An 18,381-nucleotide genomic window follows, 5' to 3' on the forward strand; every position below is an offset into this window, starting at 1 on the left:
CTAAACATGATATTTGGAAATATAAAACACGAGAAAACGTATGCCAACTTAGATAAAGATTTACTTAGATGTTTAGATTATGCTAAAGAAAATGTATTATTAGACTATGAAAAAGGAAGCCACGTTATAGATGGAGATGATATTTTCGTAAATATAGTTGGATATGAGACTTGCGAAAAAGAAGATAGATTTTGGGAAGCTCATAAAAAATATATAGATGTTCATCTAATGCTTGATGGATGTGAGAGAATAGACTTAAACTTTATAGAAAATTTAGAACAAAAGCCTTATCAAGAAGAAGGTGACTTTCTTCCTCTTGAAGGAGAACCTAATAGTTATGTTGAACTTAGAAAAGGAGATTTCTTAGTTTGCTATCCAGAAGATGGACATATGACAGCTATAAAAGTTAACAATAAAGAAAATATAAAGAAAGCTATATTCAAGGTAATAGTGAGATAGTTAAAATGTACCTATAAAATATATTAAAAGGGAGAGTAGTTTTCTACTCTCCCTGATTTAGTATAAAAGCAATCAAATCCTATGTAAATTAAGGGGGGAAGGCATAATGGAAAAAATAGATGTATTTTTACTAATTGGTCAAAGTAATGCAAGGGGAGTGGGTAATCCAAAAGACAGTGAAATTCCAAATGAAAACTGTTTTGAATACCTAAAAAGCGGAGAGATTATAAAAATGAGATGTGTTTTGGAAAGTTCTGAAGGGGATGGAACTATAGCCCCTGCATTTTCAAATAATTGGAATAGCATGACAGGTAATAAAGTTTGCTTTATACATGAAGCTAAAGATGGATCAAGAATAAAAAATTGGAATCATGATGCAAATCAGTTTTTAAATGATGCTATAAAAAAATTTAATGAGGGATGTAAAAAAATAAGTGAAAAATATGAAATAGAAAATAAATATGTCATATGGATTCAGGGAGAAAGTGATGCAAAATATGGTAGTGATGCATTATACTATAAAGAGAACCTAAAATCTATAGCAAATAGATTAAAAGATGAATGCTATATAGATAAAATGTTTATAAGTTTAACAGGCTATTGGTTAGGTCACAAAGATTACTTTATTAGAACTAGAAGAATAGCAGCAGCCCAAGAAGCTGCATGCAAAGAATGTGAAATTTTATCACTTGGAAGTAAAAGAGCTATGACTTTCCATGATGAAAATTTAGTAATAGATGACGTTCATTATTCTCAGATTGGATTAAATATACTTGGAAGGGATTTAAGTAAAAATATATATAAATATCACACTACAAAAAAAGATTTAGAACTAGAAGATACTATAAACTTGGATGTAGAGAGAAATTATATTGAACAATTAGAAAATATAAGTAAAGTACTATAAAATAATTATGCATGGAGATTGACTATGAAAAAATTCGTTTGTATAGATGTAGGTGGAACTTCTATAAAATATGGGTTAGCACTGGAAGATGGAATAATAATAGATAAATCTAGTATGGATACTGAAGCACTTGAAAAAGGTGGATTTGGGATACTAGAGAAAATGAAGACAATCGTAAGAAAGTATATAAGTGACAATAATATAAGTGGAATATGTATATCTACAGCTGGAATGGTAGACCCTGAAGCTGGAAAAATATCTTATGCTTTAGAACATTTAATACCAAACTACACAGGTATGGAAATTAAAAAGGAAATAGAATGTGAATTTAATATAAGATGCGAAGTTGAAAATGATGTAAATTGTGCAGGACTGGGAGAAATGTGGATAGGAGCTGGAAAAGATAGTAAATCATCTATTTGCATGACTATCGGAACTGGTATAGGTGGATGCGTGATTTTAGATAACAAATTAATTCATGGGTTCAGTAATAGTGCCGGTGAAATTGGATACATGAATATAAATGGAGAGACATTCCAAGATTTAGCGTCAACAACAAGTTTAGTAAAGAGAATAGCAAAAGCAAAATCGTTAAATGAAAAAGATATAAATGGGAAAATAATATTTGATTTAGCAAAAAATAATGATGAAGATTGTTTAAATGAAATTGATAATATGATAAAATCATTATCAATAGGAATAGCAAATATTGCCTATTTAATAAATCCACAAGTTATAATATTAGGTGGAGGAATAATGGCACAAGAAGAGTTTTTAAAGCCTAAGATAGAGAAAGAACTTAAAAATACATTAATACCGAGTGTTTATAATAATACTAAAATCGAATTTGCAAAAATGCAAAATGATGCAGGAATGTTAGGAGCATTGTATAATTATTTACAAAAAGTGTATTAAGTTAGAAGGGTTTATATGAATATTTTAGAACAATTAGAGGTACCAGATTTTAAGGCTACAAAGTCGGATAAGTTACTTATAAGCTATATAAAAGAAAATTTATCAGATGTAGCTTATAAGCCGATTTCTCAAATTGCTAAAGAAAGCAATATTGGAGAATCTACAATAACAAGATTTGCAAGAAAAATGGGTTTTAGTAGTTTACAAGACTTTAAAGTTACATTAGCACAAGAGATTTCATCAAATAGCTATAAAAGAAATATAATAAACAGTAATATAGAAAATGATGAATCTGCTATTGATACTGCAAGAAAATTATTAAATTCTAACATTAATATTTTGGCAAATACTGTAGAAATAATAAATAGTGAAGATGTACAGAAATGTTCTCAGCTAATAATAAATGCAAAAAGAATATACTTTATAGGAATTGGTTATTCGGGTATAATTGCACAGGATTCAAACTATAAATTTATGAGAATTGGTTTAAACTGTACATGTTTTGATAGTAGTCATACAATGATAATGATGGCATCTATAATGGATGAAGGCGATTTAATTGTAGCAATATCTCACTCAGGAGAAACAGAGGAAATTATAAAAACAGTAAAATTAGCTAAAACCAATAAAGTAAACGTTATATCTATAACTGAAAATAAAGAGTCTGAGTTAAAGGACATATCAGATGTGAATTTAGGGTATATATCAGGAGAAACAGTTTTAGAGACCGGTTCTATATCATCTAAATTAGCTCAAATTTTTATGATAGATCTTATTTATACCCAAGTGGTAAAAGAAGAATTTAATGAATCATTAGAACGAAAAGTTAAAACTACTAATGCAATAAAGCTTTTTAATTTAGAGTAATCAAGATAAAATGATGCAAGTATAAGTATGCAAAGCTGTTTATTTATATTTACATCATTTTTTACTTATTAAAATTTTAAAATAAAGTAATAAAATATGTACACATCAAAAATATACAAATATTATAGTCTTTAATATTCGATAACATACGTATAAAAAAGTATAAAAAGGTATAAAAATAAATTATATATCGTATATTACCAAATTTTTATTTAATTTCCAATTATGATAATATTAATATTACAAACAATCGAGAAAAGGAGTGATTTAATGACCAAAAAGGTAGTAGTATCAAAGACCTTTTTATTTATTTTTATTTTAAGTTTTATAGTAATATTTAAAACAGTATTTGGAGAAGAAAATACACTTATAGGTGTTACGGTAATAACTGCAACATTAATGTTTTTAGAGAGGGATTTGACATCAACATTATTAAGTAATTTTTTCAAAATATTATCGATAAATTTAATATTAGGCTCATTAGCTTTTTTTGCATCTCAAAATATTTTGATTGGACTAATATGTAATTTTTTAGCATTATTTATGGTAGGTTACTTCTTTAATTATGAATTAAGAAAACCTATGTATGTACCATTTGGCCTTCAATATTTATTTATGGTTAGTACACCAATTAATCTAGAGCAACTGCCAATGAGATTTATGTCTTTAGTATTTGGTGCAGCCTTTGTAATACTTGTTCAGCTAATTTTAAATAAAAATAAGCTACAAAAACTAGGAGAAAAAAATATTTTATTAATATGTGATGAATTAAAATATAAAATAAAATTCTTAAAAGAAAATAAAAATACTAATACTTGTGATAAAAAAATAGAAGAGTTATCAAAAGAGTTAAAAAGGATAATTTATGATAATAGAAAAGAAGAATTTTATGTTACAGAAAAAGGTATTAATTTATTAAATATTTTATTTTCCCTAGAAAGGATAAGTTTAATACTTGATAGATATAATCTTAATGATCTTGGATTGGTTGAAAATACTTTAGATAATCTTATAGAAAATAAAAATAAAATATTAGACACAATAAATAATGAATTAAATGATATAAAAAGTTTAATAAAAAATGATACAGATTTAAATCTAGTACAAAAATTAGAGGATATTAAGGGGAAAAAAGATTTAGATGATTCGTACTTATATGAGATATATAATTTAGAAGAAAATATATATGAGAATATAAAACAATACAAAGTTAATAAAATAAAAACTGATACTAACAAAAAAATAGAAATACCACAAAGTTTTAAATCGATTTCAATACATAAGAGAAATTTCAATACTGAGTCTTTAAGATTTTCTTATGCTCTTAAGATAGGATTGTTAACGGCTATAGCAGGTTTTATAATGGATTACTTTAAGTTACAAGACGGAAGATGGATAATGTTTACTGTATTTTCTTTGACTCAAACATATTCAGAAAACTGCTTAACAAAGTCTGAACAGAGAGTAGAGGCTACTCTTATTGGTTCAGCTTTATTCTTTGTATTATTTACAATAATAAAAGATGAATCTATAAGAGGGCTAATTTTGATTTTAGCAGGATATATGAATTCATATCTAACTAACTATAAATATTTAATAATATGTGTTACAGTATCATCATTAGGTTCAGCCGCAATTGCATCTAGCCCGGATATACTAGTACTACATAGAGTAATGTATATAATAATAGGCGCTATTATATCATTGTTGGCAAATAGATATATACTTCCGTATGATGCTAAAAAAGGTCATAAAGACTTGATAAATATATATAAAAATACAACTAAAGAAATAGTAAAGGAAATAGCTTACTACGTAAAAGATAAGAATAATCATCATAGTATAAAAAATCTTTTATTAATACCAACATTAATAGAGGATAGGTTATTACTAGTTAATACAATGTTTAATGATAGAAAAGAAGAAGAATTTATTAAAACACAAAAAAGATTAATCAGTGATATGTATAACTTTTATATAAGTGTAAAGAAAGGTAAAATAGAAGATGGAAACCTTATTAATATGCTAGGCAATATAGATGATGTATCAAATTTTACAGTAGAAGAATATGAGGATTTTAGAGATAATATAATAAATCAAATGAAAAATATAAATTGTACAAATGATAAAATAGTATGTGAAAATTTAATATGTATATTAGATGAAACTATAAAGATAGATAGTAAACAGGAACTACAATTTGTATAATATAATAAAAAAATACCTAATAATTAGGTATTTTTTTATTATATTATACAAATATTTTGCGAATATTAAATAATGATAACTAAAATATATAGGAGGTATTTTAATGAAACTTAAAAAGATATTATGTTTAATAATGGTAGCGATGGTATCATCATTGGCATTAATAGGATGTACAGGGAATAAGGGCAATGATGATAAGAATAATAATAAGGTAAAAGTAACTATGATAACAGGGGTTGGGGGTATAAATGATAGATCATTTAACCAATCTTCTTGGGAAGGGCTTCAAAAGGCTAAGAAAGATTTAGGTGTAGAGGTAGGTTACATAGAATCTAATCAAGACTCTGAATATACTGCAAATATAGAAACTGCAGTAGATGATGGAAATGATTTAATAATAGGAGTTGGATTTAAGTTAAAAGATGCTATTTTATCAGCAGCTAAAAATTATCCAGATCAAAAGTTTGCAATAGTTGATGCTGATTATGAAGATAAAACTCCAAACAATGTAACTTGTATAACATTTAGTGAAGAACAAGCTGGATATGTGGTTGGATTAGTAGCTGGTAAAATGACAAAGACTAATAAAGTTGGGTTTATAGGTGGAATAAAAGGTGTAGTTATAAAAAGGTTTGAAGTAGGATACAAAGCTGGAGTGAAAGAAGCTAATCCAAATGCAAAAGTTATAGATCAATATGCAAATACATTTACAGATTCAGCTAAAGGTAAATCAATAGCACAGCAAATGTATGCAAATGGTGCAGATATAATATTCTCTGCAGCAGGAGATGTTGGTTTAGGTGCAATAGAAGTGGCCAAAGAACAAGGTAAATTTGCTATAGGTGTTGATAGAGACCAAAATGAGGTTGCGCCAAATACAGTAATAACTTCAGCTATGAAAAAAGTAAATGAAGGTGTTTATAATACTGTAAAAGATTTAAAAGAGGGTAAATTTGATGGTGGACAAGTGAAAGTGTATGGATTAGAAAATAATGCTGTAGGGCTAGCGCCAACTACAGAAAAAAATGTTCCAAAGGAAGTAATAGATTATGTAAATGAACAAGTTAAAAAAATTGTAAGTGGAGAAGTCGTAGTTCCAAAACAATAAAAATATATTTACACAATTCGACAAATATGATATTATGATTTTAATAAAATAAAAAGTACCTTTAATCCAGTTCAGAGAAGCTGGCAAGGTTTTCGGAAGAAAATAAAAGAAGTTTATTAAAATCATAGGATAATTTATATCTAAATTTATTTTAATAAACTATTTGTATGAAAACCTCTTGCTAAGCAAGAGGTTTTTTCTTTTATAGGTACTTGTAATAAAAGGAGATACATCATTATGAGTAAAAAACATCACGATCATGATTATTCACTAGAAGCAATACCTAGTAATTCAAAAAAAGGATTTATACCAATGTTAGTTGTTATGCTAGGATTTACATTTTTCTCAGCGAGTATGTTAGCAGGTGGAAATTTAGGAACTAGTCTTAGAATGGATCAATTTATAACAGCTGTAATTATAGGAAATACAATATTATGTGTATACACAGGTCTTTTAGCTTATATGGCAGGGGATACAGGACTTTCAACACACTTACTTGCAAGATATTCATTTGGTGAGAAAGGTTCATATCTTGTATCATTTTTAGTATCAGCTACACAAGTTGGATGGTTTGGAGTAGGTGTTGCAATGTTTGCTATACCAGTATCAAAGGTTACAGGTATAGATGTAGGAATACTAGTTTTAGTATCAGGTATATTAATGACAGCAACAGCATTCTTTGGAATGAAATCTCTTACAATATTAAGTATGATAGCAGTTCCATCAATAGCAATACTTGGAAGTATATCAGCAGGAAAAGCTATAGGAGATGTTGGAGGTATGACAGGATTACTAGCTATAGAGCCAACAGGAACTATGACAATGAGTGCAGCACTTGCTTCAGTTGTAGGAACTTTTATAAGCGGTGGTACATTAACAGCAGATTTTACAAGATTTTCTAAAAGTAAAAAAATAGCAGTATCAACAACGGTAATAGCATTTTTAATAGGTAACTCATTAATGTTAGCTTTTGGTGCAATAGGAGCAATGGTTACAGGACAATCAGATATTGCTGAAGTAATGTTTATGCAAGGTCTTATAATACCAGCAATAATAATATTAGGTTTAAATATATGGACAACTAATGATAATGCACTTTATGGTTCAGGACTTGGATTTTCAAATATAACTAAGCAACCTAAAAATAGAATGGTTATAATAAATGGAATAGTAGGTACATTACTTGCAATGTTCTTATACAACAACTTTATGGGATGGTTAAACTTACTAAATTCATTTATACCAGCAACAGGTGCAATAATAATAGCAGATTACTTTATATTGAATAAAGCTAAATACGTAGATTTTAAAATTGCAAAATTTAAAAATCTAAATATAAATGCAATAGTAGCATGGGTAGCAGGAGTTATAGGTGCTTATGCAATACCTGGAATAACACCTTTAAACTCAGTACTTACTGCAATAGTGACTTATGTTGCTTTAAGTAAAATAAATACTAAATCAAATGACATAGAAATAAAAAAAGCTGCATAATAGTTTAATCAGCAGTTAAATAACAATAAATTTATTAAATTGAAGTATCTTAGGAGGATAAATATGTTAATTAAAAATGCAAAATTAAGAAACAATAATGACTTAGTAGACATATTAATAGAAAATGGAGTAATAACTAAAATAGAAGCAAATATAGAAAAATCTAATGAAGAAGTCATAGATGCAAAAGGATTTTTAGTTATACCACCATTTATAGAACCACATGTTCACTTAGATACAACATTAACTGCTGGAGAACCAAGATGGAATGAAAGTGGAACTTTGTTTGAAGGAATAGAATGTTGGTCAGAGAGAAAAGAATTCTTAACAATAGAGGATGTAAAAACTAGAGCAAGAAAAGCCATAACATGGCAAGTTGCTAATGGGATACAATTTATAAGAACTCACGTTGATACAACAGACCCAAATTTAACGGCTATAAAAGCTATGGTAGAACTAAGAGAAGAGTTAAAGGATTATGTAACATTACAAATAGTTGCATTCCCACAAGAAGGTATACTATCGTTCCCTAATGGATTTCAATTATTAGAAGAAGCTTTAAAGCTTGGTGCAGATGTAATAGGGGCAATACCTCACTTTGAATTTACTAGAGAATATGGGGTAGAATCTATAGATAAAATATTTGAACTAGCTAAAAAATACAATGTTTTAATAGATGTACATTGTGATGAAATAGATGATGAACAATCAAGATTTGTAGAAGTACTGGCAACTAGAGCATATGAAAATAATATGGGTGAAAAAGTAACAGCAAGTCATACAACAGCTATGCATTCATATAATGGAGCTTACGCATATAAACTATTTAGACTTTTAAAAATGAGTAAAATTAATTTTATAGCAAATCCACTTGTAAATATACACCTTCAAGGTAGATTTGATACTTATCCTAAAAGAAGAGGTATAACAAGAGTTAAAGAAATGGTAGAATCAAATATAAATGTATGCTTTGGCCATGACGATATAATGGATCCATGGAATCCACTTGGAACAGGAAATATGTTGCAAGTTCTTCATATGGGACTTCATGTATGCCAAATGATGGGGTATGGGCAAATAAATGAGTCTATAGATTTAATAACTAATAATAGTGCAAAAACACTTCATATACAAGATAAATATGGAATAGAAGTAGGAAAGCCAGGTAACTTAATAGTATTACCTGCGGAAAACGGATTTGATGCTATAAGGAGACAAGTGCCAGTATATTATTCAATAAGAAAGGGTAAAGTAATAGCATATACTAGCTTAAGTGAAACTACAGTAACACTTGATAAAAAAGAAATTATAGATTTCAAAAAATAATGAATTAAAGAGATACTCAATTGAGTATCTCTTTAATTCATTAGGTGAAAAAAATTTCTATATATGATAAACTATAATAGTATAGAAATGAGTTTGGAGGTATAGTATGGGTGATGACGCAGAATCAAGAGAAAAAAAGTTATACGAAACATTTAGTATAACAATGGAACTAGAAAGGCCGATACTAAATGATGAAGTAGAAGAAGAAAATAAAACTAGAGAAAAAGATAATAAAAAAATAATAAACCATAAAAATATAAAAAATATAATGAGGTGGATTTTAGCAGGTTTAGTAATTGCTATAATAGGATTTTTTATATGGGCAAATAACTCATATAAACCACAAGCAATGGCACATTTAGCATTAGTAAGCGATGAAAGTGTAATAGTAAATAAGGATAAATTTATAACATTTACACCTACAAACACTAACCCTACAAAAGGATTTATATTTTATCCAGGGGCTAAGGTTAATCCAGAATCATATGCACCAATATGTAAAGATATAGCTAAAAAGGGGTATAAAGTTTTTATAGTTGAACCAACTCTTAATTTAGCGATACTTTCTCCTAACAAAGCAAAAGATGTAATTAAAGAAAATAGTGATATAAGCACTTGGGTGGTAGGAGGACACTCTTTAGGAGGAACTATTGCAGCTAAATTTGCTAGTAATAATAGAAACTTAGTAGACGGAGTAGTTCTTTTAGCATCATATCCTATGAATGATGATTTAAAATCTTTAAGTATGGATGTAATTTCAATATGGGGAAGTAAAGATGGTGTAGTAAACTTTAAATCTCTTATAGAGTCTAAGGAAAAATTACCATCAGATGCCACATTTGTTGAAATTGAAGGTGGAAATCATGCTCAATTTGGAGATTATGGTAAACAAAAAGGAGACAATGACGCTATAATAAATCAGGAAAAACAAATAGATATTACTTCTAAAAGTATAGTAAAATTTTTAGATAAAATAAAATAATAAAAAACTATGGATTATTATAATCCATAGTTTTTTTCTAGAATCTTTTATATACACCTAAGTCTCCAATTTTATCAGATTTTATATCATTTTTGAAAGCATCTATAAACCACATAATATCACTTTTTAATATGGTCTTAGATAATAGAAGAAATATAAAATAAAAAATAACAACAACGCCTATTTGTATAAATACTAAGGAGCTAAATCCAAGTAAATTAAATAAAAATTTTGTACAAAAGCTTGATAATGTTATACAAAATGTTGGTTTTATTATCCAGTCTAATAAAAGAAAATCAAGCTTAGTTACCTTTAAAAGTCTATTTATACTAAGTAAAGAGTTTAAAAGTGTTCCTGTAAATAAAACTATAATAAAACCATCAATACCTTTTTTAGGTATTAGAAATAAAATTAAAAATATTCTTATTCCCATATCAATGAAATTATACCTTAAAGTACTCATTTGTTGGTCTAGAGCATTTAAGCTACCATCAACAATTCTATCTAAATACATAAATGGTATAAGTGGAGCCAATATTCTTATCATATATCCAACTTCGTTATTATTATAAATTGTCATTCCTAATTCGTCAGAATAAATTATAAATAATCCAGAAGCGAATATAGCAATAAGTAATGTGAATTTAAAAACACGAGATATTATGGAATTTACCCTTAATCTTTGATTAAGTGCATTAGCTTCTGAAATTTCAGGTATTATAAGTGTTGAAAATGAAGCTAAAAATATGGAAGGAAAGTTAAGTAAAGGCATAACCATTCCCTTTATAAGTCCAAATATAGATAAAGATGCGGATGTTGAAGACCCATATAATCTAAGGGCATTTGGAATTAGTATATCTTCTACTGTTCTAAGACCTGTTTGTATATATGCACTTGACGCTATAGGTATCGCTATCTTAGATATCCCAAACAGACTACAACTATCACTCCTTGAAGCTATAGTTTTATTTATATTTTTCTTTTCAAATATGTACATTATATAGGAAAAAAGTGTTGAGATTATTACAGAAAGTGAATTAGCTGCAGTTACTAAAATACAAGTATAGTTTAAACCCTTTGGGAGAGTAATACTTATAAAAGAACATATTATAATCATCAAAGTTGAAATTTCTATAATATCTGATGTTACACTCTTTATAACTTTTCTCATTCCATAAAAATATCCATGAAAACATGCACCTACACCAAAAAAAGGTAATGATACTGATAATATTTTAAGAGGGATTATAGCCCTTTCATCTCCTATCCAAGAAGTAGCAATAAGTTCAGCATTATAAAATACTAAAAAGGTTGCTAAAGAACTAAAAAATAGAGAATAAATAATTGCATTTTTCATTATGCTTTTAATTTTTTTTACATTTTTTCTACCTAATTCTTCAGCTATAAGGCGAGTAGTAGTTACTCTAATTCCGGATATGGCTAAAGTAGCTGCCATCATATATATACTCATTAAAAGTTGATAAAGTCCCATTCCTTCAGTTCCGATTTTATTAGATAAATATACCCTAAACCCCATATTTATAAAACCTACAGCCATGGTAGTTGAGGTTAATATTAATGCATTTAGTATTAAATTTTTTCTTTTCATAATGTTTATCTCCTTATATTTTTAAACTTAAGCAAAGTAATTCGCCAATTGTGGTTTAAAGTAAATTTTTATTTTAAAGTATAAACTTATAAACAAGTACTATGTTCATATATATGTAAATTAATATTTAAATATTATATATATGAGAAATTATAATTTATTAAATAAAAATAGATAATACTAAAGATTATAGTAATGAAAAATAAATTTACATTCAAATTTTAAGGAGAAATATTATGAAAATAAGACTTGGATATGTAGCAATAGCTTTAAAATTAGGTAAAGTAACTTCTTCAAGTACACTAACTTATTCAAGGTATAATAAATTAAAAACAGAAGATGAAAAAATTAATAAACTTAAAGAAGTAACCTATTCAAATCTTAATGCTCTTGAAAAAATACTTAGATATAATATAGAAAATAATATACATTTTTACAGAATAACATCTAATTTAATACCGTTATCAACTCATCCAGAAGTTATGTGGGATTATAAAAAATATTTCAAAAAAGACTTTAAATATATAGGAAGAATAATTAAAGAAAGTAATATGAGAGTTGATTTTCACCCAGATCAATTCAATGTAATAAATAGTGATAAGGAAAATGTAGTAAAAAATACAATAAGAAATTTAAGTGAACAAGTAGATATATTTGAAGCATTAAATTATAAAGATGGGAAAATGGTTATTCATATTGGAGGAGGTTTAGGAGGTAAGGAAAAAGCAATAAAACGATTCATTGATAATATTGATAAGTTTCCCAATCGAATAAGGGAAAGAATTATATTAGAAAATGATGACAAGATATTTACAGCAAAGGATGTTTTAAATATTTGCAAAGCTATAAACTTACCAATGGTATTAGACGTTCATCATCATAATTGTAATAATGATGGAGAGTTTATAGGTGATTTACTTGTAGAAATATTTAATACATGGAAAGATGAAACGTTAGTTCCTAAAATTCACTTTTCAAGCCCCAGAGAATTTGAAAATGATAGAAAGCATTCGGATTATATAAATGCAATTGATTTTTCAAATTTTTTAGATATAGCTAAGGAGATGGCAAATAAAGATTTTGATGTAATGATAGAAGCAAAGCAAAAAGATTTAACTGTAGAAAAGTTAATAAATGATCTAAAAAAGTTAAGAAAAGATATTAAATTTATAGATGAAACTACATTAGAATTTTGATAAAGTGATACACTATATAATGGTATATACCAAATAGTGTATCATTAATTTGCGAAAATAAAAATAAATAAAAAAGGAAAAACGATTGCACGAGAAAAAATGAAGTGCTATAATGAAAACATAAGGCGATGCAAACGATTGCTTAAAAATTTAATTAGGGGGACGATAATATGGGATTAAAAAAAATTCTAAGTCTTTTAACAGTAACAGTATTAGTCGGAGCTAGTGTTGTTGGATGTAGCTCAAGTGGAGGAAGTACAGCTAAGGAGGGTGATAAAGTAGTTGTAGATATATTCCAATTTAAAGTGGAAGCGAAAGATGCACTAGAAAAAGCAGCTGAGGTTTATGAAGAGAAAAATCCTAATGTAGACATAAATATAGAGACTGTAGGCGGTGGAAACGACTACGGAGCAGCCCTTAGATCTAAATTTCAATCAGGCCAAGAACCAACTATATTTAATATAGGTGGACCTCAAGATGTTGAAGATTGGAACTCTAAAGTAGAGAATTTAAAAGACCAACCTTGGGTTAAAGAAGCTTTTGATGGTACATTAGGAGCAGTAACTAATGATGATGGAATATTCGGTATGCCATTTAATCAAGAAGGGTATGGATTTATATATAATAAAGAAGTATTTAAAAAAGCAGGAATTGATCCAACAACTTTAACTAGTTTTGAGGCTATAGAAAATGCAGCTAAAACTTTAGATTCTAAAAAAGATGAGTTAGGTATTGAAGCAGTATTTGCAGTACCAGGAAAAGAAAAATGGGTAACAGGTCTACATTTAATGAATGTTGCTTTATCTAATGAATTTAAAGATGGAACAGATGCATATAAGGCAAAAGAATTAGAATTTAAATATAATAAAGAACTAAAAGATCTATTTGATTTACAGACTACATATGCATTTAAGCCAGATGGAAAATTACCATCTATAAATAGTGTTGACTATGCTATGCAAGTAGAACAAAAATATTCAACTGGAAAAGTTGCAATGGTTCAAATGGGGAACTGGGCATATGGAGGAATAGAAGGAGTTAATGCTGATGTAGCGAAAAATTCAGGTATACTTCCAATGCCACTTAAAGGTGTAGTAGAAGACTCTATACCAGTAGGAGTTCCAATGTATTGGTCTATAAATAAAGATAAAGATAATGCTCAAAAAGATGCAGCTAAAGATTTTTTAAATTGGCTATATACTTCAGATGAAGGTAAAAAAATGATAATAAATGATTTTAATTTTATACCAGCATTTAAAGGATATGAATCTGATGAACTACAACCAAAAGATCCATTATCAGCAGATGTATTAAAATACTCTAATGAAGGTAAAACTATGCCTTGGGTATTTATGGGATACCCAAGTGGATGGGGAGAAAATGTAGTTGGAGCTGATTTACAAAAATATTTAGATGGAAGCATGACTTGGGAAGACTTAGTTAAGAATTCAAAAGCTACTTGGGCAGAAGAAAGAAAATAGCATTAAATAATATGATCTAGGTTATAGGAAAGTATTGGTATACTTTCCTATACTTTTAAACTTATAAAACTAAGGGGAGTGAAATATATGAGTGGCAAAGTTAAAAAAATTGGTAAAAATAAAAATAACCTAGCCTTTTGGGCATTTGTAGGACCTAGCTTATTTGCGTTTTTAGTTGTAATATTTATTCCACTAATAGTTGGTATATATTATTCATTTACAGATTGGAATGGAATTTCTAAAGATATAAATTTTGTAGGATTTGAAAATTATATAAAAGCATTTTCAGATGAAGGATTTAGAAATTCATTTTTCTTTACAGCTAAATTTACTGTAGCATCAGTAATTACTATAAATGCTATAGGATTTGCTTTAGCTCTTTTGGTAACAAGAGAATCGAAAATCAGTAATTTATTAAGAACAATATTTTTCATGCCTAACTTAATTGGTGGGTTAATTTTAGGATTTATATGGCAATTTATATTTGTTAATGTATTTAATTCAATAGGTCAAGCTTTAGGTCAAGAATGGATGATGGGTTGGCTGTCAAATTCAACAACAGGATTTTGGGGAATGGTAATTATAATGGCTTGGCAAATGTCAGGATACGTTATGGTTATATATGTAGCAGGACTTCAAAATGTTCCGCCTGAATTAAATGAAGCAGCTAAAATAGATGGAGCAAATATTTGGCAAAGAATAAGACTTATAACTTTCCCAATGATAAGACCTGCATTTACAATAAGCTTATTTTTAACATTATCAAATTCGTTTAAATTATTCGATCAAAACTTAGCACTTACAAATGGTGGACCAGGAAATGCAACTCAAATGCTTGCTCTTAATGTTTATCAAACTGCATTTTCATATAATAAGATGAATTTAGCTCAAGCAAAAGCTGTAATATTCTTTGTATTAGTTGCAATAATAACACTTGTGCAAGTTTATTTAACTAAGAAAGACGAGGTGGAGGCATAATGAAAAATAAATTTAGTAAAATAGGACTAGATATAGTAGGCATAATATTAGCTTTAGTATGTTTATCTCCATTTTATATAATAATCGTAAATTCTTTTAAAACGAAAGGTGAATTATTTGAAAGTACACTAGCGCTTCCATCAAGTTTGATGCTTGATAATTATACTAAATCTTGGGAGCAATTAGATTTTATAAAAGTCTTAGGCAATTCTTTACTTATAACAATAGTAAGTATAGTATTTATAATATTATTTGCATCTATGGCGGCGTGGATGTTACAAAGAACAAGTTCTAAATTAAGTAATATAATACTATTTTTATTTATATCATCAATGCTTGTAACTTTCCAATCAATAATGTTACCACTTATAAATATAATGGGAAAATTAAAACTTCTTAATGTTCCAGGGATAATATTTATGTATATTGGTTTTGGGTGCGCATCAGCAATATTTTTATATCATGGATTTGTAAAAGGAATACCGAAGGAATTAGATGAAGCAGCTTTAATAGATGGGTGTACCAAGTGGCAAACATTTAGATATATAATATTCCCATTACTTAAGCCAATATCTATAACTGTTGCAATACTAAATACAGTCTGGATATGGAATGATTTCTTATTACCATCATTAGTTATAAATACTCCAGGCACAAGAACAATACCACTTTCAATGTTTTTCTTCTTTGGACAATACACAAAACAATGGGATTTAGCTTTAGCCGGATTAGTTCTTACTATAATACCAGTGCTATTATTCTACTTCTTTGCTCAAAAACATATTATAAAAAGTGTTACATCAGGAAGTATAAAATAGAGTTGTAGTAAAACATACTAGTTTGAAAATATATAAGTTAGATATTTATAAATAATTTATCCATGAATAGACGTTTTAAATAAATGGATAGAGATGTATTTAGTAAGTATGATATAATTATAACTATAAATATTTTTAATTTATATTAAATATATTTAAAAAGAAAAAATTTATAAAACTGATATGAAAGTATTAAGTTATATATAAAATAAAATAGAAAGAATAATATAGAGGATAGTTGAGCATGATTAAAATTACTATAAAAGACGTAGCAAAGGAAGCTGGAGTAGCTACATCTACAGTATCGAGAGTGTTATCTGATAATCCTAGAATAAGTGATGAAACTAAAGAACGCGTTCATGAGGCAGTAAGGAAACTAAATTATAAGCCAAATCCTATTGCAAGAAGTTTAGCTAATAATAAGACTCGAATACTAGGAGTTGTGTTACCAAGTGAAGCTGATGATTTACTTACAAATCCATTTTTCATAAATGCTATGAAAGGAATGAGTTTATATGCACAAAGCAAAAACTACTATATAACTTATGCATTTAGTAAAAGTGATAAGACAGAAACTGAAAGTATAAAGGAAATAACAGCAGCTAATTTGGTGGAAGGAATTATTCTTTTAAGGGTAAATGAAAATGATGAAAGTATAAAATACTTAAAAAAAATAAATTTTCCATTTGTAGCTATAGGAAGACCTGAAAGTACTGAAGATGTTTTATGGGTAGATAATGATAACTTTCAAGCTATGTATAATGTAGTTAATAAACTTATAAAAAAAGGGCACAAGAAGATAGGGTTTATAGGGGCTATGAAAAGCCTAAACATGTCTAGAGATAGACTAAAAGGATATAAAATGGCTCTTGAAGTTAATGGAATAAATTATGATGAAAGTTTGGTTATACATAAGTTGCAATTTAATGAAAATGAAGGTTATAATGCAGCTAATTTATTAGTTAAAGAAAGAAAAGTAAGTGCAATAGTAGCAACAGATGATTTATTAGCATTTGGAGCAGGAAATATGCTTAAAGACAATAGTATAGATGATATTGCATTGGTAGGATTTAATAACAATCAGCTGGCTCAGTATCAAACTCCACCATTATCATCTGTACATATAAACGCAGACAAACTAGGATATTACGCAGCAAAATTACTAATAAAAAAATTAGAATCTAATATTAGTACTAATACTCACTATATTGTAAATACAGAGTTTATAGAAAGAGAATCATTTAAGTAAAAATGCAAAAGCATTATATAAATAACTTATTTAAATAGGTTATTTATATAAATGTAATTGCATTTTTTACTTAACTATGCAACCGATTGTCCAAAAAGGGGAGGGAAGCAAACATGATAGAAGCTTTTATATTTGATTTAGATGGCGTTATAACAGATACAGCTCATTTTCATTATCTAGCGTGGAAAGAGCTAGGGGATAGATTAGGAATAGATATAGATAAAAAGTTCAATGAAAGCCTAAAGGGAATAAGTAGAATGGAATCTTTGGAAAGAATATTAATTCATGGCAAAAAAGAGAATTATTTCGATAAGGAAGAAAAATTAATAATGGCAGATGATAAAAATAATTATTATGTATCTTTAATAGAAAATATAAATCCAAAAGATGTGTTGCCAGGAATAGTAGAGCTATTAGAAAGTATAAAATTAAATAACATAAAAATAGGTCTAGCATCTGCAAGTAAAAATGCTATAAAGGTACTAAATAATTTAAAACTTATAGATTACTTTGATTTTATATCTGATGCATCAAAATGTGAAAATAGTAAACCTGCGCCAGATATATTTTTAATGGCAGCAAAAGGATTAAGTGTAAATCCTAAAAATTGTATAGGAATTGAAGATGCAAGTGCTGGGATAGAATCAATAAATAAAGCAGGAATGTATTCTGTAGGAGTAGGAAATTTTGAGATATTAAAAAAGGCTAAGTATATTGTAAAAAGTACTGACGAATTAATCTTTGAAAAAATAGTTGAAAAATATAGTAAAGATTTATAGTTTTA

16 protein-coding genes are annotated in these 18,381 nt (G+C 27.7%); 15 read left to right on the forward strand and 1 reads right to left on the reverse strand.

What is annotated here, in order from left to right; genetic code table 11:
• Positions 1–6 precede the first annotated feature (6 nt).
• The 9 genes from JNUCC81_RS06770 to JNUCC81_RS06810 all read left to right on the forward strand — a co-directional run bounded on the left by JNUCC81_RS06770 (position 7) and on the right by JNUCC81_RS06810 (position 10,266).
• Positions 7–459, forward strand: a complete 453-nt coding sequence (locus JNUCC81_RS06770) for a YhcH/YjgK/YiaL family protein (protein ID WP_208334435.1) — start codon at positions 7–9, stop codon at positions 457–459.
• A gap of 106 nt (positions 460–565) precedes the next feature.
• Positions 566–1,366, forward strand: a complete 801-nt coding sequence (locus tag JNUCC81_RS06775) for a sialate O-acetylesterase (RefSeq protein ID WP_454095885.1) — start codon at positions 566–568, stop codon at positions 1,364–1,366.
• A 24-nt stretch (positions 1,367–1,390) separates the two neighbouring features.
• Positions 1,391–2,281, forward strand: a complete 891-nt coding sequence (locus tag JNUCC81_RS06780; protein ID WP_454095886.1) for an ROK family protein — start codon at positions 1,391–1,393, stop codon at positions 2,279–2,281.
• A 15-nt stretch (positions 2,282–2,296) separates the two neighbouring features.
• The gene (locus tag JNUCC81_RS06785; RefSeq protein ID WP_454095887.1) at positions 2,297–3,148 is read left to right on the forward strand and encodes a MurR/RpiR family transcriptional regulator; all 852 of its coding nucleotides are present in this window, start codon (positions 2,297–2,299) and stop codon (positions 3,146–3,148) included.
• 270 nt (positions 3,149–3,418) lie between these two features.
• Positions 3,419–5,356 carry an FUSC family protein gene (locus tag JNUCC81_RS06790; RefSeq protein WP_454095888.1) on the forward strand — a complete coding sequence of 646 codons (1,938 nt, stop codon included), beginning with the start codon at positions 3,419–3,421 and terminating at the stop codon, positions 5,354–5,356.
• Between the two features lie 103 nt (positions 5,357–5,459).
• The gene (locus JNUCC81_RS06795; protein ID WP_454095889.1) at positions 5,460–6,464 is read left to right on the forward strand and encodes a BMP family lipoprotein; all 1,005 of its coding nucleotides are present in this window, start codon (positions 5,460–5,462) and stop codon (positions 6,462–6,464) included.
• 237 nt (positions 6,465–6,701) lie between these two features.
• A complete protein-coding gene (gene codB, locus JNUCC81_RS06800) occupies positions 6,702–7,958 on the forward strand; it encodes a cytosine permease (protein WP_208334842.1) in 1,257 nt (418 codons plus the stop codon).
• Between the two features lie 63 nt (positions 7,959–8,021).
• Positions 8,022–9,284, forward strand: a complete 1,263-nt coding sequence (locus JNUCC81_RS06805; RefSeq protein WP_454095890.1) for a cytosine deaminase — start codon at positions 8,022–8,024, stop codon at positions 9,282–9,284.
• Positions 9,285–9,390: 106 nt separating this feature from the next.
• Positions 9,391–10,266: an alpha/beta hydrolase gene (locus tag JNUCC81_RS06810; RefSeq protein ID WP_454095891.1), complete on the forward strand. Its 876-nt coding sequence runs from the start codon at positions 9,391–9,393 to the stop codon at positions 10,264–10,266.
• A gap of 37 nt (positions 10,267–10,303) precedes the next feature.
• On the opposite strand, the gene JNUCC81_RS06815 is transcribed toward JNUCC81_RS06810, so the two are convergent.
• Positions 10,304–11,875: an oligosaccharide flippase family protein gene (locus tag JNUCC81_RS06815; protein ID WP_454095892.1), complete on the reverse strand. Its 1,572-nt coding sequence runs from the start codon at positions 11,873–11,875 to the stop codon at positions 10,304–10,306.
• Positions 11,876–12,111: 236 nt separating this feature from the next.
• Here JNUCC81_RS06815 and uvsE point away from each other — a divergent pair, with 236 nt between their 5' ends.
• The 6 genes from uvsE (at position 12,112) to pgmB (ending at position 18,376) form a co-directional block, all read left to right on the forward strand.
• Positions 12,112–13,071, forward strand: a complete 960-nt coding sequence (gene uvsE / locus JNUCC81_RS06820; protein ID WP_454095893.1) for a UV DNA damage repair endonuclease UvsE — start codon at positions 12,112–12,114, stop codon at positions 13,069–13,071.
• A gap of 170 nt (positions 13,072–13,241) precedes the next feature.
• Positions 13,242–14,552 (forward strand): ABC transporter substrate-binding protein, encoded by a 1,311-nt coding sequence (locus tag JNUCC81_RS06825; protein WP_454095894.1) that lies wholly within the window; start codon positions 13,242–13,244, stop codon positions 14,550–14,552.
• An 87-nt stretch (positions 14,553–14,639) separates the two neighbouring features.
• A complete protein-coding gene (locus tag JNUCC81_RS06830; protein WP_454095895.1) occupies positions 14,640–15,530 on the forward strand; it encodes a carbohydrate ABC transporter permease in 891 nt (296 codons plus the stop codon).
• Positions 15,530–16,348: a carbohydrate ABC transporter permease gene (locus JNUCC81_RS06835; protein WP_454095896.1), complete on the forward strand. Its 819-nt coding sequence runs from the start codon at positions 15,530–15,532 to the stop codon at positions 16,346–16,348. Before JNUCC81_RS06830 ends, JNUCC81_RS06835 begins: the two co-directional genes overlap by 1 nt.
• A 244-nt stretch (positions 16,349–16,592) precedes the next feature.
• Positions 16,593–17,597 (forward strand): LacI family DNA-binding transcriptional regulator, encoded by a 1,005-nt coding sequence (locus JNUCC81_RS06840; protein ID WP_454095897.1) that lies wholly within the window; start codon positions 16,593–16,595, stop codon positions 17,595–17,597.
• Between the two features lie 113 nt (positions 17,598–17,710).
• Positions 17,711–18,376 carry a beta-phosphoglucomutase gene (pgmB, locus tag JNUCC81_RS06845; protein ID WP_454095898.1) on the forward strand — a complete coding sequence of 222 codons (666 nt, stop codon included), beginning with the start codon at positions 17,711–17,713 and terminating at the stop codon, positions 18,374–18,376.
• Positions 18,377–18,381 lie beyond the last annotated feature (5 nt).

The sequence above is a fragment of the Faecalimicrobium sp. JNUCC 81 genome (assembly GCF_053667625.1).